The sequence below is a fragment of the Bradyrhizobium sp. BR 10261 genome, assembly GCF_019455395.1.
Lineage (GTDB): Bacteria > Pseudomonadota > Alphaproteobacteria > Rhizobiales > Xanthobacteraceae > Bradyrhizobium > Bradyrhizobium manausense.
Window position 1 is genome coordinate 192,614 of the sequence record NZ_JACOFQ010000001.1, and the last position, 22,205, is coordinate 214,818.

Consider the following 22,205-nt stretch of genomic DNA (forward strand, 5'->3'; position numbering starts at 1 on the left):
CGCTTGTGCGTGACAAGCGGCCCAAGTCTAGGGAGGAAACGCCCGAGCAAGGACAATCCGATGAGGATCGTCTGCCAAGGAAACGCCCGCGCAAAGCGCGTGCGTACACATATAGGTGCAGCAACTCCCGTTTCAGTTCAATTCCGGATCATTACTGTCTCGGCCCACCACTCACGGCTGCGTGAACCCATTTTTTACTTTGGCCGGCGGCAATTATAGGCCTTGCGGAAGCCCGAAGCCTGGGCGTCGTCCTCCGAGCAGAACCAGCGGTCCGGCTTGGTCGTCGCGGCATAGCTCGGGCAGCCCCTGAGGTGATAGATGCCGATATTGCCGGTGACGCGGGCGCGCACTGCGAGCTTGCCCTTGATGGCGCAGCTCGGCGGCGCCGTCAGCTCCTCCGGAAACAGTACCGCCCGAATCTCCTTGTCGCGGTCGGGGCGGCAGGCGGCGCCGAGCAGGGCACCGTCCTTCTTCCCGGTGCGGAATTCTTGCGGTGCAACAAAGCAGCCCTTCCAGATGCCTGATGACGCGGTCCTGGCCTCGGCCGCCGCCGGCTTGACATTGGCCTTGAGCGGCTCGCGGGCGATGGCAAAGCCCAGCCTGACCAGTTCCTCGTTCAACGAAACCTTCTCGCCCTCGACCGTGCAGATCGCGCGGTGGCGCTTGCCGAATTTCTTCTCGGGACCGACGTCGTCACAGCGCACCGGCTTGCCACCGATCAACTTGGTGAGCTGGTCGCGGGCCTCGATGCCGCAGGTCCAGGAATCAGCGTGGTCGTCGATGCAGACCTGGTCGAGCTCGGGCGCGTCGACGCCGTCGAGCCGGTAGGTGACGTCGCCGAGCTGGATCGAATTGGCATCCCGGATCGTCGCAGCCGCAGTCAGCGCGGCGGCAGGATTGGACCCCAAGAATCCGGACAGAGCGAGAAATAAGACAAGGACGAAGGCGCGGGCGGCGGCCGATGAATTTTCGAAGGACATAATTTCTCGCTGTCGATTGCTCTGGCTGCTCGTTCCTAGCATCCGGTCATCGCCAGACCAATGGTCTGCGTTGTGCGAAGTGCGACATTCGCCAGCCAGCCTTTACTCGCCGGCCGGTCTACCCCTATCGTTCTGCGGCCTTGTAAGCCGTGATGGCCGAATCGCCCGGGAAGTGGCGAGGGCGGGAGGAAGACTTTTCGATGAAAGACCCCGTGGACGTCCTGATCATCGGCGCCGGCGCTTCTGGCGCGGCGGTGGCGTGGTCGCTGGCCGAGACCAAGATGCACATTCTCTGCCTGGAGCAGGGCGGCTGGATGAACCCGGCGGAATATCCGAGCACGGGCCGGGATTGGGAGGCCAGGTTCTTCGGCGAATGGTCGTCGAGCCCCAATATCCGCGGTCGGCCCGAGGACTATCCTGTTAACGACGACAATTCGCCGATCAAGGTCGTGAACTATAACGCCGTCGGAGGCTCGACGGTGATGTACACCGCGCACTGGCCGCGGCTGCATCCGTCCGATTTCAAGGTGAAGACGCTCGACGGCGTCGCCGACGACTGGCCGATCGACTATGACGCGCTGACGCCGTTCTTTGAAGAGAACGACCGCATGATGGGCACGTCCGGCCTGTCAGGCGATCCGCTCTCTCCGCTGACGCATCCGCCGATGCCGCAACAGCCGATGGGATTGTCCGGCGCCATCGTCGCCAAGGCCATGAACAAGCTCGGCTGGCACTGGTGGCCGTCGGACACGACGGTCGCGACCATGGACTACGAAGGCCGGGCGCGCTGCATCAATCTCGGCCATTGTACGCCGGCCTGCGCACAAGGCGCAAAATCCTCGACCGACATCACCTATTGGCCGCATGCAATCCGCGCCGGTGTCGAGCTGCGCACGCATTGCCGCGTGCGCGAGATCACCACCGACGAGAACGGCATGGCTTCGGGCGTGGTCTATTACGACAAGGACGGCATCGAGCAGTTCCAGCCCGCGCATGTCGTGATCATCGCCTGCAATGGCGTCGGCACGCCGCGGCTGCTGCTCAACTCGAAATCCGACCGCTTTCCGAACGGCCTTGCCAATTCGTCGGGCCTCGTCGGCAAGAACCTGATGTTCCATCCCTATGCGCAGATCTACGGCTACGTGAAGGAGCCGACCGACTCGAACCGCGCACCGCCGACCTGCCTGTGGAGCAAGCAGTGGTACGACACGGACCTCTCGCGCGGCTTCGTGCGCGGCTATGGCGTTCAGTTCGTGCGCGGGGCAGGTCCCGTATTCGAGGCCGTGGTCAGCGAGCAGAAGGGCATTCTGCCGTGGGGCGCGGATCACCACCGCGTCTTCCGCAAGCTCAATGGACATCGCTTGGGCTTCTCGGCGATCTGCGAGGATCTGCCGGAGGAGCACAACCAGGTCACGCTCGATCCCGTGCTGAAGGACAGCCACGGCATTCCCGCGCCGAAGATCGACTACACGATCTCCGAGAACAGCCGGAGGATGATGGACCATGCGCTCGCCCGCGGCCGCGAGGTCCTGGAGATGGCCGGCGCGACCGACATCTGCGTCAACTCCCCGATCCCCTGGGGCGGCTGGCACCTGCTCGGCACGGCGCGGATGGGGACTGACCCCAAGCGCTCCGTCGTCAACGAATGGGGCCGCACGCATGACGTGAAGAACCTCTTCATCGTCGACGGCAGCATTTTCGTCACCTCGGGCGGCGTGAATCCGACCTCCACCATCCAGGCCCTTGCGCTCTACATCGCCGACCAGATGAAGCAGCGCCTCGCCAATTTGTTCGATTGAGGCCGTCATGACCGCTGACAACCAACTCACGCGCGCTCAGCGCGACGACCTCCGCACCATCGCCGCGATGATCGTGCCCGCCAGTGACGAGTACAAGGTGCCAGGCGCCGACGATGCCGCGATCCAGGCCGACATGCTGGCGACGCTCGGCCGCGACACCAAGATGGTGTCGGCGGCGCTGGACCATCTGGCGCGGCTGGCCGGCGGGCCGCTCGCCGAGATCGACGCGACGCAGCGCGATGCCGTGGCGCAGGAGTTTCGCAAGAACGGCGGCGCGGCTGCGGCAACGCTCGTTCGCGTCGTGCTGCAATGCTACTACCGCGACGACCGCGTGCTGCGCTCGCTTGGACTGGAGTTGCGCGCGCCATTTCCCAAGGGCCACGTGCTCCCCGACGGCGACTGGTCGCTGCTCGATCCGGTCAAGGCGAGGGGCGGCACGCTGCGGCGCGCGCCCTAGCCATCTGGGCAGTTCAGTCCCGCGCCCCAGGCGGGTCCCTTGCGCGGCAGGGAACAGGCCACCATCTGTGTGAGCTTCAAGGACTCTTGCCATGCTGGATTTCACCTCAGATATCGTCGATGACGCAGCGTCATCGCGAACGACAGAATCTGCCCCGGTCGATGACCGGGCCCTGTTGGACGCCTATTCCAACGCCGTTATCGATGTGACCGACCGCGTCGGTCCTGCCGTCGTGCGCGTTGAGACCGGACCAAAAACGCCGAATGGCCGCGAGCGTGGCGGGCTTGGCTCGGGCATCGTGATTTCGCCCGATGGCCTCGTGCTCACCAACAGCCATGTGGTCGGCTCGGCCAAGGAGATCCGGCTACGCGATGTCGAGGGCCATGTCGGCGATGCCCGGGTGCTCGGCGTCGATCCGGACACCGATCTGGCGCTGTTGCGCGCCAACGGCGTGCGCGACTTGCCGTATGCCGCGCTTGGCAATTCCAAGACGCTGCGGCGCGGCCAGCTCGTGATCGCGATCGGCAATCCGCTCGGCTTCGAATCGACCGTCACCGCCGGCGTGGTCTCGGCGCTCGGGCGCTCGATCCGATCTGTGAGCGGCCGCACCATCGAGGACGTGATCCAGACCGATGCCGCGCTCAACCCCGGCAATTCCGGCGGGCCGCTGGTGTCGTCGAATGCCGAGGTGATCGGCATCAACACGGCCATCATCAATGGGGCGCAAGGCATCTGCTTTGCGGTCGCCAGCAACACCGCGCAATTCGTGCTGTCGGAAATCATCCGTCACGGCTATGTCCGCCGCGCCTATATCGGTGTTGCCGGGCAGACCGCGCCGGTGCCGCGGCGGCACGCGGTGCTCGCCGGCGTCGAGAACAAGATGGGTGCGCTCTTGATGCAGATCGAGCCGGATGGACCGGCGGCGAAGGCCGGCCTGTTGCCCGGCGACGTCGTGATCAGGCTTGACGGCGTCGAGATCAACGGCGTCGACGATCTGATCCGCGTGCTCGATCGCGACCGGATCGGCCGCCGCCTCGCGATGGACGTGCTGCGGCTCGGCCGGCTGCGGGCGATCGATATCGATCCGATCGAGCGGAAGCCGCAGCGCTAGCCGCGGGACGGCGGGCGGGGTATGACGGCGTCATGCCTCGCCTCCGGATCCCGGCCGCATGATGCCTGTGCATGAGACCTACGACGTCATTGTCATCGGCGCGGGTGCCGGCGGCATGACGGCTGCGGCCGTCGCCGCAGCCGAAGGCCTGCGCGTGCTGGTGATCGAGAAGACCGCCTTCGTCGGCGGTACCACGGCGTGGTCCGACGGCATGGTCTGGATCCCCGCCAATGCCAAGATGAAGGAGACAGGGCTCGCCGACAGCATCGCGGATGCAGTCCAGTATCTGTCGAGTACGGTGCCCGAGCCCGCCAACGCGGGCCTGCGCGCTGCCTTTCTCGCGCGCGGCCCGGAGGCGATCGCCTATCTCGAAGCCAGGACCGAGGTGCAGCTTCGGCCGGTGAAAGCCTGCCCGGACCATTATCCGGAGCGGCTAGGCGCGACATATGGCGGGCGGGTGCTGCAGCCCGTTACTTTCGACGGAACATGGCTAGGCGAAGCTTTCGCGCGGCTGCGCCCACCGCTGCCGGAGTTCATGCTTTTCGGCGGGATGATGGTCGATTGTCTCGACATTCCACATCTATGCCGCGTCGGAAAATCGTTGCGGTCAACCCTGCGCGTCGCACGGCTCGTTTCCCAATACGCGCTGCAACGGCTGCGCTGGTCCCGCGGGACGACGCTGCATCTCGGCAACGCGCTCGCCGCGCGGCTCTACGCCTCGCTGCTGGCGCGACGGGTGGAGATCCTCTTCAGTGCCGACGTCGAGGATCTGTCGATGCAGGGTGACCGTGTCAGCGGTGTGGTCATTCGTCATGGCGCGCGCGATCGCCTGATCACCGCGCGGCGCGGCGTGGTCCTGGCGACGGGCGGCTTCTCGCATGATGCCATCCTGCGCAAACGTTTCTTCCCTGCGGCAGCCGGGTTGGTCTCGGCGACCGACACCTCGACCACGGGCGATGGAATTCGCCTTGCGACGACGGCTGGCGCTGCGCTCAACAGGGAGGCGACGAGCCCGGCCTATTGGGTGCCGGCCTCGCTCTTCCGGCGCGCCGACGGCAGAAACGGTGTGTTTCCCCACATGGTGACCGACCGCGCCAAGCCCGGCGTGATTGCCGTCAACGCCGCCGGTCGCCGTTTCGTCAATGAAGCGCTGCCGTACCATGAGTTCGCTCTCGCCATGCTGCGCGATGCCAATGGCGAGCGGGACCGGCCGTTCTACCTGGTCTGCGACCGCCCGTTCCTGTGGAGCTACGGTCTCGGCCGCATCAGGCCGTTCACGCGCAACGTGCGGCGATATGTGGCCGGCGGCGAACTGATCGAGGCGCCTGACATCGCGGAGCTCGCGGCCAAGATCGGCATCAAGCCGGCTGTGCTCACGGCGACAATCGCGAGCTATAATGCCGATGCGAAGGAGGGCCGCGATCCCGAATTCGGCCGTGGCAGCACCATCTACCAACGGCACCACGGCGATGCCGCGCACAAGCCCAATCCTTGCGTCGCGCCGATCGTTGGCGCGCCGTTCTTTGCAATGCGGATCTATCCCGCCGATCTCGGCACGGCGATCGGCATGAAGGTCGATGCGCAGGCGCGCGTGCTGCGCGAGGACGGCACGCCGATCGCGGGGCTCTATGCCTGCGGCAACGACATGGGCTCGATCACGAACGGGAATTGTCCGGCCCCGGGCATCATGCTCGGCCCGGCACTGACGTTCGGCTATATTGCCGGGCGGCATCTGGCGGAGGGGGCTGCAATGGCTATCGGAACGGCAGCAGCCTCAGCCTCAGTCTAGCCATCTCCACCGCTGTCATGCCGCGCGAAAGCGGGGCATCCAGTACGCCGCGGCTCATCGATTCAATCACAACCGTCTCGGCGTACTGGATCGCCCGGTCGAGCCGGGCGATGACACTGAGTGTGTGGCAACGCTACTCCGCCGCGGCTGCAAAGCGGCTGTTCTCCAGCTCCGCTTCCAGCCGCGCTTTCTCGGCCGCGGCCAGCTTGATGTTAGCTTCCTTGACGTGGCCGAATCCGCGGATGGTCTCTGGGACGCGGGCAAGACGGGCCAGCAGTGGAATCTGCTCCGCCTTCAGCCCGGCGATCCGCTGATCGATCATGGCGAGATAATCCGTGATCAGCTTCCGCTCGGTCCTGCGCTCCTCGGTGCGGGCGAACGGATCGAACGGACTGCCGCGCAGGAATTTCAGCTTCGCCAGCACGCGGAAGGCGTGGATCATCCAGCCGCCGAATTCCTGCTTCTGAAGCCGTCCCGTCGTCTTGTCGCGCTTGGCGAAGATCGGCGGTGCCAAATGGTACTTCAGCGTGAAGTTGCCGTCGAACTTCTCCGACACCTTTTCGGCAAAGCTGCCATCTGTGTAGAGACGCGCGACCTCGTATTCGTCCTTGTAGGACATCAGCTTGAACAGGTTCTTTGCCACGGCCTCGGTCAGCTCCGAAGACCGGGGCGAAGCGGCCATCTCTGCCTTGCGCACCTTCGCAACCGCCGCAACATAGCGGTCGGCGTAGGCCTTGTCCTGATAGCCCGTCAGGAACTCCGCGCGGGTTGCGATGACATCGTCGAGCGACTTGGTCGCGGCGGAGTCGCGGCTCTTGAACTGCAGCACGCTGCGCACGCGTGACATGTCGTGAGCGGCGAGGCGGCCCCAGGTAAAGGCGAGCTTGTTCATCTCGATCGCGGCGCCGTTGATTTCGATGGCGCGGAGCAGGGCGTCCAGCGACAGCGGGATTGCGCCCTTCTGGAAGGCGAAGCCCAGCATGAAGGGATTGGTCGCGATGCTGTCGCCCATCAGTGCCGCGGCAATGCCTGTCGCGTCGATGATCTCAAGGTTCTTGTCGCCGACGGCGTCGCGCAGCACGGTCTGCATCGTGCCCATCTCGAAATCGATATCGGGGTTTTGCACGAAGCTCGCGGTCGGCTGCAGGTCGGCGTTGATATAGGCCTTGGTCGCGCCGCGCTCGGCACGGCTCAGCGCGGTGGGGCCGGCCGAGACGATCATGTCGCACCCGAGGATGACGTCGGCGCCGCCGGTGGTGATGCGGACGGCCGAGATATCCTCCGGCCTCCGTGCGATGCGGACATGGCTCATCACGGCGCCGTTCTTCTGTGACAGACCGGTGAAGTCGAGCGCCGAGCAGCCGCGGCCATCGACATGAGCGGCCATGCCGAGCAGCGCGCCGATGGTGATGACGCCGGTGCCGCCGATGCCGGTGACGAGGATGTTGTAGGGACCGTCCAGCTCGCGCGCGGGCGGCAGCGGCAGATCGGCGAACAACTGGCCGGAATCGACCGCCGAGGTCTTCATGCGCTTCAGCGAGCCGCCATGCACGGTGACAAAGCTCGGGCAAAAGCCTTCGACGCAGGAAAAGTCCTTGTTGCAGTTGGACTGGTCGATCTGGCGCTTGCGGCCGAACTCGGTCTCGAGCGGCTGCACCGAGACGCAGTTGGAGGCCTGCGAGCAATCGCCGCAGCCTTCACAGACCAGCTCATTGATAAAGGCGCGCTTGGCCGGATCGGGATAGAGGCCGCGCTTGCGGCGGCGGCGCTTTTCGGCGGCGCAGGTCTGGTCGTAGATGATGACCGTGAGGCCCCTGATGTCGCGCAGCTCGCGCTGCACGGCATCGAGCTCGCGGCGATGATGGATGGTGGCGCCTTGTGGGAAGTAGTTCCCCTCAGGATATTTGCCGGGATCGTCGGAGACGATCGCGAGCCGCTTGACGCCCTCAGCCCAGACCTGATGCGCGATTTGCGCAACGTTGAAGGCACCTTCGGCCGGCTGGCCGCCGGTCATCGCGACGGCGTCGTTGTACAGGATCTTGTAGGTGATGTTGATGCCGGCCGCTGAGGCGGCGCGCAGCGCCAGCAAGCCGGAATGGGTATAGGTGCCGTCACCCAGATTCTGGAAGATGTGCTTCTCGGTGGTGAAGGGCGCTTGTCCAATCCAATTCACGCCCTCGGCGCCCATATGCGAGATCAGGTCGGTGCGGCGGGTCGGCATGCTCAGGGCCATGCCGTGGCAGCCGATGCCGGCCATGGCGCGGCTGCCTTCGGGCACCCGCGTCGAGGTGTTGTGCGGGCAGCCCGAGCAGAAGAACGGCGTGCGCGCGAGCTTGATCTGCGAACTGGTCGTGACGGGATTGTCGAACGCCTCGAGCCGCGCGAGGCGCTGCTCCAGCACCGGGCTGTGGTGGCCGAGCTTGCGCAAGCGCGCGACCAGCGCGCCCGCAACGATGGTCGGCGTCAGTTCGCCTTCGCTCGGCAGCAGCGGCGCGCCGCGCTCATCGCGCTTGCCGGTGATAGTCGGGCGCTTCGACGCGTCGATGTTGTAGAGGATGCGCATCAGCTGATCTTCGATGAAGCCGCGCTTCTCCTCGACCACGAGCACGTCCTGCAGCCCTTCGGCAAAGCGCTTCGCGCCGCTTTCCTCCAGCGGCCAGGTCAGCGCGACCTTGTAGATGCGCAAGCCGAGATCCTGCGCGTCCTTGTCGGTAATGCCGAGGTCGGCCAACGCCTGGCGCAGATCGAGATAGGCCTTGCCGGTCGCGATGATGCCGAGCCGGGCGGGCTTGGAATCGAGCACGATGCGATCGAGCCGGTTGGCGCGGGCGAAGGCCTGCACCGCGGCCATCTTTGGGCCGAACAGGCGCTTCTCGGCTTCCAGCGGCGGATCGGGCCAGCGGATGTTGAGGCCGCCGGGCGGCATCTCGAAATCATCGGGAAGTGCGATCTTGATGCGTTCAGGATCGCTGTAGATGGACGCCGAGCTCTCGACCGTCTCGCTGATCGCCTTGGAGCCGACCCAGCAGCCGGAGAAGCGCGACAGCGCAAAGCCGTAGAGGCCAAGATCCAGATAATCCTGCAGCGTGGCCGGATTGATCACGGGGATCAGCGCCGCCGCGAACACCTGCTCGCTCTGATGCGCCAGCGTCGAGGACTGGCAGCCATGATCGTCGCCGGCAAGCGCCAGCACGCCACCGTTGAGCGAGGTGCCGGCCGCGTTGGCGTGCTTGAGCGCATCGACCGAGCGATCGACGCCGGGACCCTTGCCGTACCAGATGCCGAACACGCCATCGACCTTGGCGCCGGGAAACAGGCCGACCTGCTGGCTGCCCCAGACCGCGGTCGCCGCCAGGTCCTCGTTCAGGCCGGGGACGAAGGCGATATCGTGCTGCTGCAGATGCGACTTCGCGCGCCACAGCGCGTGGTCGTACATACCAAGCGGGGAACCGCGATAGCCGGAGATGAAACCGCCGGTGTTGAGCCCCTGGAGCCGGTCGCGTTCGCGCTGCAACATGGGCAAGCGGACCAGGGCCTGAGTGCCGGACAGGAAGATCCGCTTCGATTCGAGCCGGTATTTATCGTCCAGCTCGACCTGCAACAGCGTCATTTCAGCAGTCCTCGTCGTTGTATCAGGTGGGAATTTTGCGCCGCGGAAAGATTGGCGACTTGCGAAGCGGATGCGGCAGTCAAAAGCATGGAGCATCGAAGTCAATATCGCTGGCCGCATCCGTGGCGGGCCTGCTAGTCATGGCTGCCTGTGGAGGAACCGATGACAGCGAACGCGTTCAATACCGAGATCACCGAAACCGCCGAGGCTCTGATCGGGCCGTGGCGTCAGCCGCGCCAGATGCTGCACGCCCAGGTTTACGACGCGCATGCCTCCATCCACGACGACGCCACCGCGCAGAAGCTCGGCTTCAAGGGCGGCACCATCGAGGGCCCCACGCATTTCAGCCAGTTCGCGCCGCTCGGCGCGCGGCTGTGGAGCCGGGCGTGGTTCGAGAGTGGTTGTCTCTCTGCGCACTATCGCAACGCCTGTTTCGAAGGCGAGGACGTGCAGGCGATCCTGTCAAAGCCTTTGCCTGGAACGAGCCAGTGCCAGATCCAGATGATAAAGCGCGACGGCACCGAGGTGCTGCGCGGCACGGCGTCAGTCGGCGATCCCCACGCTGCGACAGCGCTGGAGACGCGCCTGACAGAGCTCAAGCCGCTCGCCGATCCGGTGATCCTGCGCGACGTGAAGGTGGCGCAGACGAGCAAGCGGCAGCCGGTGCGGATGGCGTTCGACCAGAACATGGGCGACCTCTATCCGTTCTCCCTCAGGCAGAAGCTCGCAGTCATCACCGAAAGCTCGCCTTACTATTCGAGCGCCGACAATCCGTGGCGGAAGGCGATCATCCCGATGGAAATGCTGAGCGTGCTGTTCCAGTACCGTTCCAAGGACGATCCGCTGCCGGCGAAGGGACCGGCCGTCGGCCTGTTCGCTGACCAGGAGATCCGGCTGGTGAAGGGGCCGCTCTTCGTTGACGATGAGTACGAAGTCGAACGCGAGGTGGTCGCGCTGTCCGGCAGCCGTCGGACCGAAAGCGCCTGGGTCAAGACGCGGGTGTTCGACAAGGCTGGCGCGATGGTCGCGACCATGCTGCTCAACATGGCGACGCTGAAGGATTCGTACGCGCCCTATGAGGAGGAGTATCGGCGGCTGTATGGAGCGGGGCGGTAACACCACCCTCGTCATTCCGGGGCATGCGTAGCGCGAGCTACGATGCGCAATTGCGCATCTGAGAATCCATTTCGCCTCATGTTTTGCTGTTTCCGGGTTCGACGCTTGCGCGTCGCCCCGGAATGACGACGGAGGCCGCTCATCCTTTAAGCAAATGCACGTCGCAAAGCCGTCGCACAGGGAATAAGCAGACGTCGACGTCTGACGTAACCTTCTGAGCGTGCATCGATTTTCGTTGCAACTCGCACGTCGGCGCAATTGTACACAATGGCATGGTGCTTGCAGAACTCACCTCGAAGAGAGTTCTCGCGGGAGCCTGCGTCATGTTGAACTCAGCCAAGCCGACACTGGGCGTCATCAGTGCCGAGCCCGAGCCGATCAGGCTCGACTGGTCGTCGACGGCTCTCGTGATCATCGACATGCAGCGCGACTTCATGGAGCCCGGTGGTTTCGGCGAGACGCTTGGCAATGATGTCAGCCAGCTTGCGCGCGCGGTGAAGCCGATCGGCGCGGTGCTGCAGGCCGCACGCGACACTGGCATGCTGGTGATCCACACCCGCGAAGGCCATCTGCCTGATCTGTCCGATGCGCCACCGGCGAAAGTCGAGCGCGGCGCGCCGTCGTTGCGGATCGGCGATCCCGGCCCGATGGGCCGCATCCTCATTCGTGGCGAGGCCGGCCACGACATTATCCCCGAGCTCTATCCGCTCGACAGCGAGGTCGTGATCGACAAGCCCGGCAAGGGCGCGTTCTACGCCACCGAGCTGACCGATGTGCTGGAGAAATATGGCATCGAGAATCTGCTCGTGTGCGGCGTCACCACCGAGGTGTGCGTCAACACCACCGTGCGCGAGGCCAATGACCGCGGCTATCGCTGCGTCGTCATCTCGGACGGCTGCGCATCCTATTTCCCCGAGTTTCACGAGATGGGCCTGAAGATGATCAAGGCCCAGGGCGGCATCTTCGGCTGGGTCGCTAGCTCAGCCGCAGTACTGGAGGCGATGACGATTTCGACCACATAGGGGGTATTCTCATGAGCACATTGACGGGAACGGCCGGCAAATCTGAAAGCAATACGTCCGAATTCAAACCGGCGTTATGGACATCGGGCGACTGGAACGCGTTTTTCGGCTTCGGCACCAACATCCTCGTCAACATGCTGGTGCTCACGGGCCTGCTTCGTTTCGTCTTGAAGATGCCTGATAGTCTCGTGTTCGGCCGCATCCTGCCCGCGCTCGGGCTGATGATGTGCCTCTCCACCTTCTACTACGCCTTCCTCGCCTATCGGCTCGCGCAGAAGACCGGCCGCAACGACGTCTGCGCGCTGCCGTCGGGCGTCAGCGTACCGCACATGTTCATCGTCACCTTCGTGATCATGCTGCCGATCACCTTGAAGACCGGCGATCCGCTCAAGGGCTGGTCAGCCGGCCTGGTCTGGGTGTTCTTCCAGAGCTTCATCCTGATGATCGGCGGCTTCATCGCGCCGTTCATCCGCAAGATCACGCCGCGCGCGGCACTGCTCGGCACGCTTGCCGGCGTCTCCGTTACCTTCATCTCGATGCGGCCTGCGCTGGAGATGTATATGACGCCGCAGATCGGTCTCGTCTGCTTCGCCATCATCCTGGTGAGCTGGTTCGGCGGCGTGAAATACTGGCGCGGCATTCCCGCAGGCCTCGTGGCGATTGCGGCCGGCATGATCATCGCCTGGGGCTCGAACCTGTTCGGGCTCGGCCTTGGCGGGTTGAGTCTCACAGGCGTGGGCGCAGCCTTCGCAAACTTCGGCTTCTCGGTGCCAATCCCGGCGGTGGGCTATGTCTTCTCCGGCTTCGAGTTCCTCGGCATCATCCTGGTCACTGCCATTCCGTTCGGCATCTATGACCTCGTCGAGGCCATGGACAATGTCGAGAGCGCGGAAGCAGCCGGTGACGAATATCCCACCACGCGGGTGCTGACCGCCGACGGCGTCGTCAGCCTGATCGGCTGCCTGATGGGCAATCCCTTCATCAACGCGGTCTATATCGGCCATCCCGGCTGGAAGGCGATGGGCGGCCGCATCGGCTATTCGGCGGCGACCGGCATCATGGTGGTGGTGCTGGCCTGGTTCGGCATCATCTCGGTGCTGCTGGCGCTCGTGCCCGTGGTCGCGATCTCGCCGATCCTGCTCTACATCGGCATGCTGATCGGCGCGCAGGCGTTCCAGACCACGCCGATCAAGCATGCGCCCGCGATCGTGCTGGCGCTGACGCCGCATCTTGCCGCCTGGGCCAAGCTCCAGATCGACACGATGCTGGCCTCGACCATGACGGCGGCCGCGACCGTCGGCGGCATGGCGGCCGACAAAGCCGACGCAGTGAAGACCGCGGCGGTCGCCGCTCTGCCGCAGCAGGGTGTGTTCTATCACGGGCTGGAAGTGATGGGCGGTGGCTCCATCCTTGGCGGCCTCATCCTCGGCGCGATCGGCGTCTTCATCATCGAGCGTGACTTCGAAAAGGCGTCGGCCTTCGCGCTTGTCGGTGCGGTGCTGACCTATTTCGGCTTCATGCATGGTGAAGCCGTCGGCATCGGCGGCGGCCTTGGTGTCACGCCCGCCGTGGCCTTCTCCTACGCCGTGATGGCTGCCGGCCTGTTTGCGGCCAGCAAGCTTGGAGCCAGCGAGCACTACGCCGCGCATCCGGAGATGCACGCGGCTCCGGCGGAGTAGGGCCCGTCCGCTATAAAAGGCCGGGTGACATCGTGTCATCCGGCCGCTTTTTTCAGACGACGCCCAGGTCGGACAGGATATCGGCCCCGGCGCGAACCTCGTGGCTGGATCCTTCAAAATCGTCGCCGACCGGCTCACACGCTCCGCCCAGATGCCGTGCAAAGAACGCCTCGGCAATTGCGAGATGCGAGAGCTGATTGGGCGGCCTCTGGAATCCATGACCCTCGTCGGGATAGACGACGTAGGTCACCGGAATGTTCCTGGCCTGCATAGCGGCGGCGATGGTGTCGCTTTCGGCGATCTTGCAGCGAACGTCGTTGGCGCCATGAAAGATCAGCATCGGCTTCTTGATGTTGTCGACCTTGTTGATCGGTGAGCGTTCGGCGAGCAGCCTGCGGCCTTCCTCGGTACGGGGATCTCCGTAGCTGCGATACATGAATTCGGCGAAGCCAGCCCAGTACGGCGGCATCGATTCCAGTAATGTCTGCAGGTTGGAGATGCCGACGACCGGTACAGAACAACAGAACACCTCCGGTGTGAAGGTCGCGCCGACGAACGAGGCGAGTCCACCGTAGGACATGCCAAAAATCGCGACCTTGTCCTTTTGCGCGATACCCTCGGCGACCGCCCAATCGACCATGTCGATGAGGTCGTCATGCATCTTGCGCGCATGCTCTTTCTCGCTGGCGGCAACGAACGCCTTGCCGAAGCCCGTCGATCCCCGATAGTTGACCGAAAGCACGGCATAGCCACGGTCGGCCAGCCATTGGTGGTCTCTGCGATAGCCATAGATGTCGCGGCCCCACGGACCGCCGTGGACGATGAGAACCATCGGCAACGGGCGGGGTGGCCGATCGCCTTCGATATCCGCCGGCAGCGTCAGATAGGAGACAAGCGTCAGTCCATCGCGCGACTTGCCCTGCACTTCCTGCATCCGCGCCAGGCGGTACGGCTTCAGCTCGGGCCGCGCCGTGAACAGCTCGGTGATGGTCTGCCTGTCGCGGTCAAGCAGATGATAGGTGACGGGTTGATCTGGCGCGTGGCTCGCCACGATCCATCGGCGGCCATCGTCACTCTGGCTCTCGACGTGAAACGCATGATTCGGAAGTTGCGCCCTGATGAGATCAAGCTCGCCTGCAATGGCGGGCGTTAACGCCGTCCATTCCTGCTGGCCCGGGTCGATGCACACCGCTTCCGGTTCGAAGGTCCTGGCATTGAACATGGCGCCGGTCACGTCGGCGCGATCGCTTTGATACAGCAGGCGCTCTTCGCCGGTTGCCCAGTTCATCCGCAGCAGCGCCGACTTGTCGTGCTCCAGGCTCGAGCTCATGTGGAGGTAGCTGCATCCGGCATCGAACGTCCAGAGCCGCGTGCTGATGTAGGCCTCGTAGGGGACGTCGCGCCAATGCGTGACCTTGCCGCCGTCAATACGCCAGAGCCGCGTGCCTCCATCGGGCGCATTGCTCTGCGCGTAGCGGGGCTTCAACTGCCAATCGAGGCCGACGTAGTGAAACTCCTGGCGATTTTCCCAAACCAGCGTGCGCTCACCGGTCGCGACGTCGAGCACGTATACATCATGCCATCGTGCGTCACGATCGTTGAGGTTGATCGCTATCTTGCCCGGAACGATGTGGGACCAGTAGGTCGGCATCGCGCGGACATTGGCAAAGGGCGTGAGGTCCCGCAGTTCCTGCGTGTGGGGATCAACGACGAACAAATGCAGGTTTTCATCCCCATTCTCGTCGTTGAGAAACATGATGTAGCGACCGTCCGGGCTCCAGCTCTGCCAGTTGATCGGCCGGCCTTTGGTGCGCGTCACGGGCTGTCCGGCTGCTAGGCTGTCGATCGGCGAGACCCAGATGTTGAGGACATCATCGACAGGGGCGAGCCAGGACAGGAATCGACCATCCGGCGATAGTTTGGCGCCAACGTAAGTCGGATTACCAAACAGTTTTCGGCGCGGGATCAGAGGACTAGCTGACATTTGGCGTCTCGCAGGCGGGCTTCGTCGCGACCGGAAGTGCTACGATATGTAACATATGTGCGCGCAGGCGTTACGTCAACTCCAAGTAGAGCGAGGCGCCATCGTGGCATGGAAGCGCGCAAGTGCGCGCCCTCCGAACAATCGAGAATGAGGTGACTACCCGCCCTTGACGGCCCCTGCCGTCAGTCCTGCCACGATCTGCCGCTGCGCGAACACCGTCAGCAGCAGCACAGGCAGCGTGACGATCAGTGCGGCCGCGGCGAGCGGGCCCCAGCTGAGCTGGTCGAACGAGATCATGTTGTAGACGGCGACGGGCAGGGTGCGGGTCTCACGTCCCGCCAGCACGATGCCGAACACAAAGTTATTCCAGGAGAAGATCACCGCGAGAATGAAGGCGACCGCGATACCGGGCTTGGCGATCGGCAGCGCGACGTGGCGAAACACCTGCCAGCGGCCGGCACCATCAATCAACGCGGCCTCTTCCAACTCCAGTGGTGTCGTCTCGAAATAGCCGATCATGATCCAGATCACGATCGGCACCGTCACGACCAGATGGATGATGATCTGCGGCACCAGCGTGCCGAGCAGGCCGAGCCATTGGAACAGCAGGAACAGTGGGATCAGATAGGACAGGCCGGGCGTGATGCGGGCGATCAGGATCACGATCGCCGATTTGTGCGCGGCCATGCGCGCAATGCCGTAGCCGGCGGGGACGCCCACCATCAGCGCAAGCGCCGTCGCGCTGCCTGTGACGATCAGGCTGTTGAAGAAATAGGTGACGAAGCGGTTGGAGGCGAGCACGTCCGCATAGTTCTTCCAGGCGAAATGCTCGGGGATGAAGACCGGCGGGTAGGCGGCGTTGTCGACCTCGAATTTGAGCGAGAGCGACAGCATCCAGAGAAAGAACAGGATGGCCGGCGACACGATGACGAGCACCGCGAACCACAGGCTGATCTTGCCGATGATTTGCTTCGGAGTCATGCGTCGCTCGCGATCTCGGTCCATAGCATGCGCTGGCGGGCGTAGAGCATCACCGCTGCAAGCAGGACAATCAGCAGGAAGAACACCACCGCGATCGCCGAGCCGTAGCCGAGGTCGTAATAAACGAACGCGACGCTGTAGAGGTAGAGGTTAATGGTCTCCGACGCAGATCCCGGTCCGCCCTGCGTGATCGCGAAGATGACGTCAAAGCTCTTCACCGCGTCGATCATGCGGATCATGCCGGCGATGAACAGGAACGGCATGATCAGCGGCAGGGTGATGAAGCGGAACACCTGCCACAGGCTGGCGCCATCGATCTGCGCGCTCTCATAGGGTTCGGTCGGGATCGCAGCGAGCCCGCCGAGCACGATCAGCATCACCAGCGGCGTCCATTGCCAGGTCTCGACCAGCACCAGCGAGGGGATCACCGTTGCCGGATGAAACACCCAGAGCTGCGCGGGAATCCCGACCAGCGACAGCAAATAGTTGAGCACGCCGAGCTGCGGGTGGAACATCATGGTCCAGACCAGCGCGATCGCGACGGGCGTAGCCATCATCGGCATGATGAATATGCCGCGCAGAAAACCGCGGCCGGCGAATTTCTGGTGAAACACCACGGCCGCGAACGTCCCGAACACAAGCGGCAGCAGCACGGACAGCACGGTGTAGACCAGCGTATGTCCGATCGCCTCGATGAAACGCGGATCACCTGTCAGGCGCAAATAGTTGGAGAAGCCAACGAAGGTGGTCGGCGAGCCGACCTTCCATTCGTTCAGGCTCATCCAGATCGTGAACACCCATGGGAAAATGATGATCGCGAGCACGACGACCAGCGCCGGCACCACGAACGGCCAATAGGACGGCGGCCGCAACTCCTTCTCCGGCGCGGCATCAGACTGTGCCGCGCGCGGAGCAGATTGTATCAACGTACTCACGCCTTTTCGCTACGCTCCAGGATCGGCCGGAACTGGTCGTGGGCCTTCTTCAGCTCTGTTGCGGGATCGGAGCCGGCCAGGGTCGCGGTGACAGCGGCGCCGACGAGATCGCGGAATTCGGCGACCGGGATGATCACCGGCAGGCCGAGCTTGCTGATCTTGGCGGAATCGATCACCGACTGCAGCCACTCCTTGGGCATCTTCACGCCCTTCTGGACCTCAGCATCGTTCAGGATCGAATTACGGAACGGCACGCCGCCGCCGGCCTGCAACAGCCGTGCGCCCTGCGCCTTGGAGACCGCCCACTGACACAGCAGATAAGCCGCTTCCTTGTTCTTGCTCGCCGCGGCAATGCCGAGGCCGTCGCCGTAGGTGGCCGAATATTGGCCCTTCGGTCCGGCAGGCACGACAGTGTAGCCGACCTTGCCGACCACGCGCGAGGCGGCCGGATCCTCCAGGGGCGGCGCCCAGCCGACGCCGTCGATCCACATTGCCGATTTGCCTTGCGTGAACGAGGCCATCGACTCCATCCAGTTGAAGCCGGCAACGCCGGGCGGGGCCATCTTCGTCAGCAGGGTCTGGTAGAGCTTGGTCGCTGCGACGGCCTCCGGACCGTCGGTCAGGATGTTGCCCTTGGCATCAAGGAATTCGCCGCCATAATCGAGGAAGAAATTCGTCCACAACGTCATGTTGGCGTTGCGCAGGCCTCGGCCCACGAAGCCATAGGTGCCGTCCTTGGCATCAGTGAGCTTTTCGGCGGCTGCAACCATGTCATCCAGCGTCTTCGGCACCGCGACGCCCTTCTTCTGGAACAGCTCCTTGTTGTAGTAGAGGATGAAATAGTCGACCGACCACGGCAGGGACAGCATCTGCCCCTTGTCGTTCTTGCAGTACTGCAGACCTGCGGCCGAGAAATCGCTCTCGACCAGGTCAGGCGCGGTCAGCGTCGGGTCCTTCATATAGGGCGTCAGATCGGCGAGCCAGCCGGCCTTTTCGAACTGCCGCTTCTGCACGTGATAGCTGAGATGCACGACGTCGAAGCTCGGTCGGCCCGAAGTGAGCTCGATGACGCACTTCTGGCGCTGCTGCTGCTCGGGAATCTGTTCCGATTCCACCTGAATTCCGGTGAGATCGGTGAACTCCTTGATGTTCTTTTGCAGGTTGTCGCCGCGCGGCCCCTTGGCGAGGATCACCTCCAGCTTGGTGCCCGCATATTTCTTCCAGTTGACCTCGGCGCGCGCCGGCAATCCCGTCAGGCTGAGCGCGCCAGCTGCGGCGGTGCCCGTCAACAGCGTACGGCGCGAGATCTTATGGTCAGCCACTTTAGTCCCTCCCTCTGATTCAATTCTTTGGGAGGGATACTAGCGACCGTTCCACGCCTGCCTAGTCCTAATTTGGGCGTTACGGTCGCACGGCTGGCGTTTCCATCGGCATTCCGCGGGCCCGCGACATCAGATAGAGCTCGAGAGCGACCAATTCGGGCGCGCCGTAGTCATAAGCCTGGGCGCGCACGCCGGCTATGCAATTGCGCAGGCGCCGCTCCAGGGATCCCAGCGTCTGCCATTCCAACCGATAGAGCGGATAGCCGGTCGGTTGCCCTTGGGTGATCGGCGAGCCCGCAAGGTGCTTGTCAAAGTTGTCGTCATGGCAGTTGGTGCAGGCCAGGTTGAGCTGCCCCTCGCGCTGCATGAAGAGGCTGCGCCCCTGTTCGACGAAAGGTTTTAGCTGTGGATCGTCGCCCGCGGTGATCGCAACGCCGCGCGACTGATGAGCAACGAAGGCGGACAGCGCCAGGATGTCGCGACTCTCGTAAGGCAGGGGGCTCGCCTGCTGATGATTGGCACGGCAGAGGTTGATGCGCTGGTCGAGGGTAACGGGGCGCCCCAGCGTCTTGTCGAAGGTGGGATAGCGCGCCGCGACGCCTTTCATGCTGCTTCGCGCATCGCCGTGACAGTCTGCGCACGCTTTATCGGCGCCGCCGGCCTTCTTGCTCCACAGCGCCTCACCGTCGAGCACAAACAGCATGCCTGGATTGGAGGTATCGTCATCCTGCATGGCGCGGGTGTCGGCACCCATGAAGGAATAGCCGGAGCGGCGCGCATCGGCCGGGATCTCACCGGCGAGCAGGGCAGAGGTCGTAGCGACAAGCGTCGCCACTGCTATCGCGCGCCATGAGATCATTCGACCGTGATCGATGCCGATGCGGTGGACGAATAGCCGTTGTCGCCGATCCATTCGAACTCGAGCTTGCCGCTCTCTTTGGCGATCGTAAAGAAGGACAAGTACGGGTTGGCGGCGATCGCCGGAAACAGATCGGCGCGAAAGATCTCGGTGCCATTGTAGCGGCAGGTGAAGCTCGTGATGATATCGCGCGGTACCAGCGCGCCATCCATGGTGTGGCGGAAGCCGGTTTCCATGATGTGCGAGGTCAGCGCGCGGATCTCGATGACGTCGCCGCGCTTGGCCTTTGAGGGGACGTTGATGAGCGCGGCCATCAGTTCACCTCCTCGGTGCAGGCGGCGAGAGTCACGACAACATCCGCCGTGACCTGCCAGAAGCTATCGTCGGAGAGGCGGGCGATCGCAACCACTTTCTGGGTGTCGGCTAGCCGGATCCGCGTCGAGATTTGCGCGCGGCCGCAGGACGGGCTCAGGTAGAAAGTTCCGATGTTGGGCTGCGGGTTCTTCTCGTTGAAGACGTGGATGCTCTTGACGTAGTCGTCCGCCGTCATCGGACTTGTGACGCTGACCGTCATCGGCACCGTGTTGCCGTTCTCGACCAGCGGCGGAATGTCGAGCTTGACCTTGCCGGCGCGAATGGGGGCTTCGCCGATGATGTTCCGGATCGCACTGTCGAGCATCGCAGGCGTTGCTTCGACCGGCCGCAGCGTGACGATCGGAATGACCGTAACGCCGGCCAGGCTCAAAAATTGTCGTCGCGTCGTTGGCATAAGCGGTCCTAGTCGCGAAGGGTTGCGAGAAAAGCCACGATGTCCTCGATCTCTGCGGCCGACAGTATCGGCTTGCCGGTGAAATTGCGTCCGACGCGGACGAGGCCGTCCGCACGGTAGTAGGACGGCATCAGGGTGGCCGGGTTGAAACGCGAGGCGTCAACCAGACGAAGCCGCAACTGGCTCATTGTCCAGCGGTTCCCCGTGCCGGTGAGATCGGGCGCCAGGTCGCCTTGGAACCGCGCTTCCGGGAAAGGACCGGAATGGCAGAGGATGCAGGTCGTCGTGCGTGTCGCGACCAGCGTGCGTCCCCGCGCGGCGTCGCCGGTGGCGCCGGTGGCGCCGGTCAGCGATTCCGGAATGCCGTCGCCGACGATCTTGTAGGGCGCGAGTCCTTCGGCTTTCGCGCACGCGATGACTGCGAGACCGGCGGCAATCAACGTGGCCATATGGGCGATCGACCTAGCCAAAGGTGTCCGCCGTGATGGTTTGAAACCAGCGCTCTGCCTCCGCCGCTTCCCGGCTGCGCAGCTCACGCGGCGCATCGACCGGGCTCGTAGTCCCGCCTTCGACCTCGGCAAAGATGTCGCCCTTTGGCTGGTAATTGCCCGCGAGCGAGAAGCCATAGCCTGGTGCGACGATGTTGTAGCAGACGCCGGGCAAGCGCGGCGCTTCCGGCGCACGATCAGCGAGCAGGTTGACGATGGCGGCGGCGCACGCCTTGCCTTGCGCGCTCGCGGCCGCTGCTGATTTGGGGATGCCGCCGCCGAGACAGGCGTCGCCGATGACGTGAATATTCTTGACGAGCTTTGACTCGAAGGTGACAGGGTCGATCGGGCACCAGCCGGTGGCGTCCGCAGCGCCTGCGATTTCGGCAATGCGCCCAGCGCGCTGCGGCGGGATGACATTGGCAACGTCAGGGGTGTAATTGCCGAATTCGGTGACGATGGTCTTGGTGGCGGGATCGACCGAGGTGACGCGACCGCCTTGTGACAGGCCGATCCGCTCGATCATGTCGCCGTACAGCTCTTTCCACGCCGCCTCGAACAGCCGTTGCTGTGAGAAATTGTCCTTGGCATCGAGGATCAGCACTTTCGAGCGCGGCTTCTTCGTCTTCAGATAATGCGCGATCAGGCTGGCGCGCTCGTAGGGCGCCGGCGGACAGCGCGAAGGGTTGGCAGGAATCGCGATGACGACCGTGCCGCCATCGTCCATCGCCTCCAACTGCCTGCGCAGCAACAGCGTCTGCGCGCCAGCCTTCCACCCGTGCGGCATTATGTGCGATGCGGCCTCGTCATAGCCGGGCAAGGCTTCGAAATGGAAGTCGATGCCGGGCGAGAGCACGAGGCGATCATAGGGCAGCGCGACGCCGTCGGCGGTCATGACGCTGCGTTGCCGCGGCTCGATAGCGGTCACCGCATGGCCGATCACGGTGATGCCCTCGGCAGCGAGCTTGTCGTAGTCAAACTGCTGCGCTTCGATGTCGCGCAGGCCTGCGATCACCTCGTTGCTGAAAGGACAGGCGGTGAAGACCGCATTGGGCTCGATCAGGATGACTTGCAAGTCTCCTTGCGCCCGCTTGAGCGCGCGGGCGCAGGCAGCTCCCCCGAAGCCGCCGCCGACCACGACGACGCGGCCTGTCGATTGCGCACATAATAGCGATGGCCGCGCCAATGTCGCGGCCGCGGCGGTGATGCCGAGCACGGCAGTTCGCCGTGTCATTGGTCGCGCGGTCATCAGGATCATCCAGGCAAAATGCCGCGGCGGCCATCATGGCCGCCGCGGTGCTTCC

At 64.0% G+C, this 22,205-nt stretch carries 18 protein-coding genes; 7 read left to right on the plus strand and 11 right to left on the minus strand.

All coding sequences use genetic code 11. The features are described 5' to 3' along the window. Positions 1–194 precede the first annotated feature (194 nt). Positions 195–980, minus strand: a complete 786-nt coding sequence (locus tag HYH07_RS00960) for a thermonuclease family protein (RefSeq protein ID WP_220000681.1) — start codon at positions 978–980, stop codon at positions 195–197. A gap of 200 nt (positions 981–1,180) precedes the next feature. On the opposite strand from HYH07_RS00960, the gene HYH07_RS00965 reads away from it, so the two are divergent. From HYH07_RS00965 to HYH07_RS00980, 4 genes are all read left to right on the plus strand, one after another. Continuing rightward, the gene (locus tag HYH07_RS00965) at positions 1,181–2,779 is read left to right on the plus strand and encodes a GMC family oxidoreductase (RefSeq protein ID WP_220000682.1); all 1,599 of its coding nucleotides are present in this window, start codon (positions 1,181–1,183) and stop codon (positions 2,777–2,779) included. 7 nt (positions 2,780–2,786) lie between these two features. Then, entirely contained in the window at positions 2,787–3,236 is a 450-nt protein-coding gene (locus HYH07_RS00970) for a hypothetical protein (RefSeq protein WP_220000683.1), read from the plus strand. 91 nt (positions 3,237–3,327) lie between these two features. Beyond that, the gene (locus tag HYH07_RS00975) at positions 3,328–4,347 is read left to right on the plus strand and encodes a S1C family serine protease (protein WP_220000684.1); all 1,020 of its coding nucleotides are present in this window, start codon (positions 3,328–3,330) and stop codon (positions 4,345–4,347) included. Between the two features lie 58 nt (positions 4,348–4,405). Next, positions 4,406–6,136 carry an FAD-dependent oxidoreductase gene (locus tag HYH07_RS00980; RefSeq protein ID WP_220000685.1) on the plus strand — a complete coding sequence of 577 codons (1,731 nt, stop codon included), beginning with the start codon at positions 4,406–4,408 and terminating at the stop codon, positions 6,134–6,136. Between the two features lie 133 nt (positions 6,137–6,269). Here HYH07_RS00980 and HYH07_RS00985 read toward each other — a convergent pair whose 3' ends face one another. Then, positions 6,270–9,746, minus strand: coding sequence for an indolepyruvate ferredoxin oxidoreductase family protein (locus HYH07_RS00985; RefSeq protein ID WP_220000686.1), 3,477 nt, complete (start codon positions 9,744–9,746; stop codon positions 6,270–6,272). Between the two features lie 162 nt (positions 9,747–9,908). Here HYH07_RS00985 and HYH07_RS00990 point away from each other — a divergent pair, with 162 nt between their 5' ends. From HYH07_RS00990 to HYH07_RS01000, 3 genes are all read left to right on the plus strand, one after another. Continuing rightward, entirely contained in the window at positions 9,909–10,862 is a 954-nt protein-coding gene (locus tag HYH07_RS00990) for a hypothetical protein (RefSeq protein ID WP_220000687.1), read from the plus strand. A gap of 323 nt (positions 10,863–11,185) precedes the next feature. Beyond that, a complete protein-coding gene (locus tag HYH07_RS00995; RefSeq protein WP_220000688.1) occupies positions 11,186–11,884 on the plus strand; it encodes a cysteine hydrolase family protein in 699 nt (232 codons plus the stop codon). Positions 11,885–11,895: 11 nt separating this feature from the next. Beyond that, the gene (locus HYH07_RS01000) at positions 11,896–13,563 is read left to right on the plus strand and encodes a regulator (RefSeq protein WP_220000689.1); all 1,668 of its coding nucleotides are present in this window, start codon (positions 11,896–11,898) and stop codon (positions 13,561–13,563) included. 52 nt (positions 13,564–13,615) lie between these two features. Here HYH07_RS01000 and HYH07_RS01005 read toward each other — a convergent pair whose 3' ends face one another. The 9 genes from HYH07_RS01005 to HYH07_RS01045 all read right to left on the minus strand — a co-directional run bounded on the left by HYH07_RS01005 (position 13,616) and on the right by HYH07_RS01045 (position 22,159). Beyond that, positions 13,616–15,547: a S9 family peptidase gene (locus HYH07_RS01005; RefSeq protein ID WP_220000690.1), complete on the minus strand. Its 1,932-nt coding sequence runs from the start codon at positions 15,545–15,547 to the stop codon at positions 13,616–13,618. A gap of 156 nt (positions 15,548–15,703) precedes the next feature. Then, on the minus strand, positions 15,704–16,528 hold the full coding sequence (locus HYH07_RS01010) for a carbohydrate ABC transporter permease (RefSeq protein ID WP_057753439.1): 825 nt from the start codon (positions 16,526–16,528) through the stop codon (positions 15,704–15,706). Next, positions 16,525–17,463 (minus strand): carbohydrate ABC transporter permease, encoded by a 939-nt coding sequence (locus HYH07_RS01015; RefSeq protein ID WP_057753437.1) that lies wholly within the window; start codon positions 17,461–17,463, stop codon positions 16,525–16,527. Before HYH07_RS01015 ends, HYH07_RS01010 begins: the two co-directional genes overlap by 4 nt. Then, on the minus strand, positions 17,460–18,785 hold the full coding sequence (locus HYH07_RS01020) for an extracellular solute-binding protein (RefSeq protein ID WP_220000691.1): 1,326 nt from the start codon (positions 18,783–18,785) through the stop codon (positions 17,460–17,462). The genes HYH07_RS01015 and HYH07_RS01020 overlap by 4 nt, the downstream gene beginning before the upstream one ends. Positions 18,786–18,864: 79 nt before the next feature. Continuing rightward, a complete protein-coding gene (soxA, locus tag HYH07_RS01025) occupies positions 18,865–19,644 on the minus strand; it encodes a sulfur oxidation c-type cytochrome SoxA (protein WP_220000692.1) in 780 nt (259 codons plus the stop codon). Further along, on the minus strand, positions 19,641–19,958 hold the full coding sequence (gene soxZ / locus HYH07_RS01030) for a thiosulfate oxidation carrier complex protein SoxZ (protein ID WP_220000693.1): 318 nt from the start codon (positions 19,956–19,958) through the stop codon (positions 19,641–19,643). The genes soxA and soxZ overlap by 4 nt, the downstream gene beginning before the upstream one ends. Next, entirely contained in the window at positions 19,958–20,413 is a 456-nt protein-coding gene (locus HYH07_RS01035) for a SoxY-related AACIE arm protein (RefSeq protein ID WP_220000694.1), read from the minus strand. Before HYH07_RS01035 ends, soxZ begins: the two co-directional genes overlap by 1 nt. A gap of 8 nt (positions 20,414–20,421) precedes the next feature. Beyond that, positions 20,422–20,862 carry a sulfur oxidation c-type cytochrome SoxX gene (gene soxX, locus HYH07_RS01040; protein ID WP_409363868.1) on the minus strand — a complete coding sequence of 147 codons (441 nt, stop codon included), beginning with the start codon at positions 20,860–20,862 and terminating at the stop codon, positions 20,422–20,424. 13 nt (positions 20,863–20,875) lie between these two features. Then, positions 20,876–22,159, minus strand: a complete 1,284-nt coding sequence (locus HYH07_RS01045) for an FCSD flavin-binding domain-containing protein (RefSeq protein WP_409363869.1) — start codon at positions 22,157–22,159, stop codon at positions 20,876–20,878. Between the last annotated feature and the right edge of the window lie 46 nt (positions 22,160–22,205).

Excerpts from the sequence above, each read along its gene's own strand:
- soxZ (WP_220000693.1), bottom strand. The coding sequence starts at position 19,958 with ATGGCCGCGCTCATCAACGTCCCCTCAAAGGCCAAGCGCGGCGACGTC.
- HYH07_RS00985 (WP_220000686.1), bottom strand. The coding sequence starts at position 9,746 with ATGACGCTGTTGCAGGTCGAGCTGGACGATAAATACCGGCTCGAATCG.
- HYH07_RS00995 (WP_220000688.1), top strand. The coding sequence starts at position 11,186 with ATGTTGAACTCAGCCAAGCCGACACTGGGCGTCATCAGTGCCGAGCCC.
- HYH07_RS01010 (WP_057753439.1), bottom strand. The coding sequence starts at position 16,528 with ATGACTCCGAAGCAAATCATCGGCAAGATCAGCCTGTGGTTCGCGGTG.
- soxX (WP_409363868.1), bottom strand. The coding sequence starts at position 20,862 with ATGGCCACGTTGATTGCCGCCGGTCTCGCAGTCATCGCGTGCGCGAAA.
- HYH07_RS00990 (WP_220000687.1), top strand. The coding sequence starts at position 9,909 with ATGACAGCGAACGCGTTCAATACCGAGATCACCGAAACCGCCGAGGCT.
- HYH07_RS01045 (WP_409363869.1), bottom strand. The coding sequence starts at position 22,159 with ATGATCCTGATGACCGCGCGACCAATGACACGGCGAACTGCCGTGCTC.
- HYH07_RS00965 (WP_220000682.1), top strand. The coding sequence starts at position 1,181 with ATGAAAGACCCCGTGGACGTCCTGATCATCGGCGCCGGCGCTTCTGGC.
- HYH07_RS00970 (WP_220000683.1), top strand. The coding sequence starts at position 2,787 with ATGACCGCTGACAACCAACTCACGCGCGCTCAGCGCGACGACCTCCGC.
- HYH07_RS00960 (WP_220000681.1), bottom strand. The coding sequence starts at position 980 with ATGTCCTTCGAAAATTCATCGGCCGCCGCCCGCGCCTTCGTCCTTGTC.
- soxA (WP_220000692.1), bottom strand. The coding sequence starts at position 19,644 with ATGATCTCATGGCGCGCGATAGCAGTGGCGACGCTTGTCGCTACGACC.
- HYH07_RS01000 (WP_220000689.1), top strand. The coding sequence starts at position 11,896 with ATGAGCACATTGACGGGAACGGCCGGCAAATCTGAAAGCAATACGTCC.
- HYH07_RS00975 (WP_220000684.1), top strand. The coding sequence starts at position 3,328 with ATGCTGGATTTCACCTCAGATATCGTCGATGACGCAGCGTCATCGCGA.
- HYH07_RS01005 (WP_220000690.1), bottom strand. The coding sequence starts at position 15,547 with ATGTCAGCTAGTCCTCTGATCCCGCGCCGAAAACTGTTTGGTAATCCG.
- HYH07_RS01035 (WP_220000694.1), bottom strand. The coding sequence starts at position 20,413 with ATGCCAACGACGCGACGACAATTTTTGAGCCTGGCCGGCGTTACGGTC.
- HYH07_RS00980 (WP_220000685.1), top strand. The coding sequence starts at position 4,406 with ATGATGCCTGTGCATGAGACCTACGACGTCATTGTCATCGGCGCGGGT.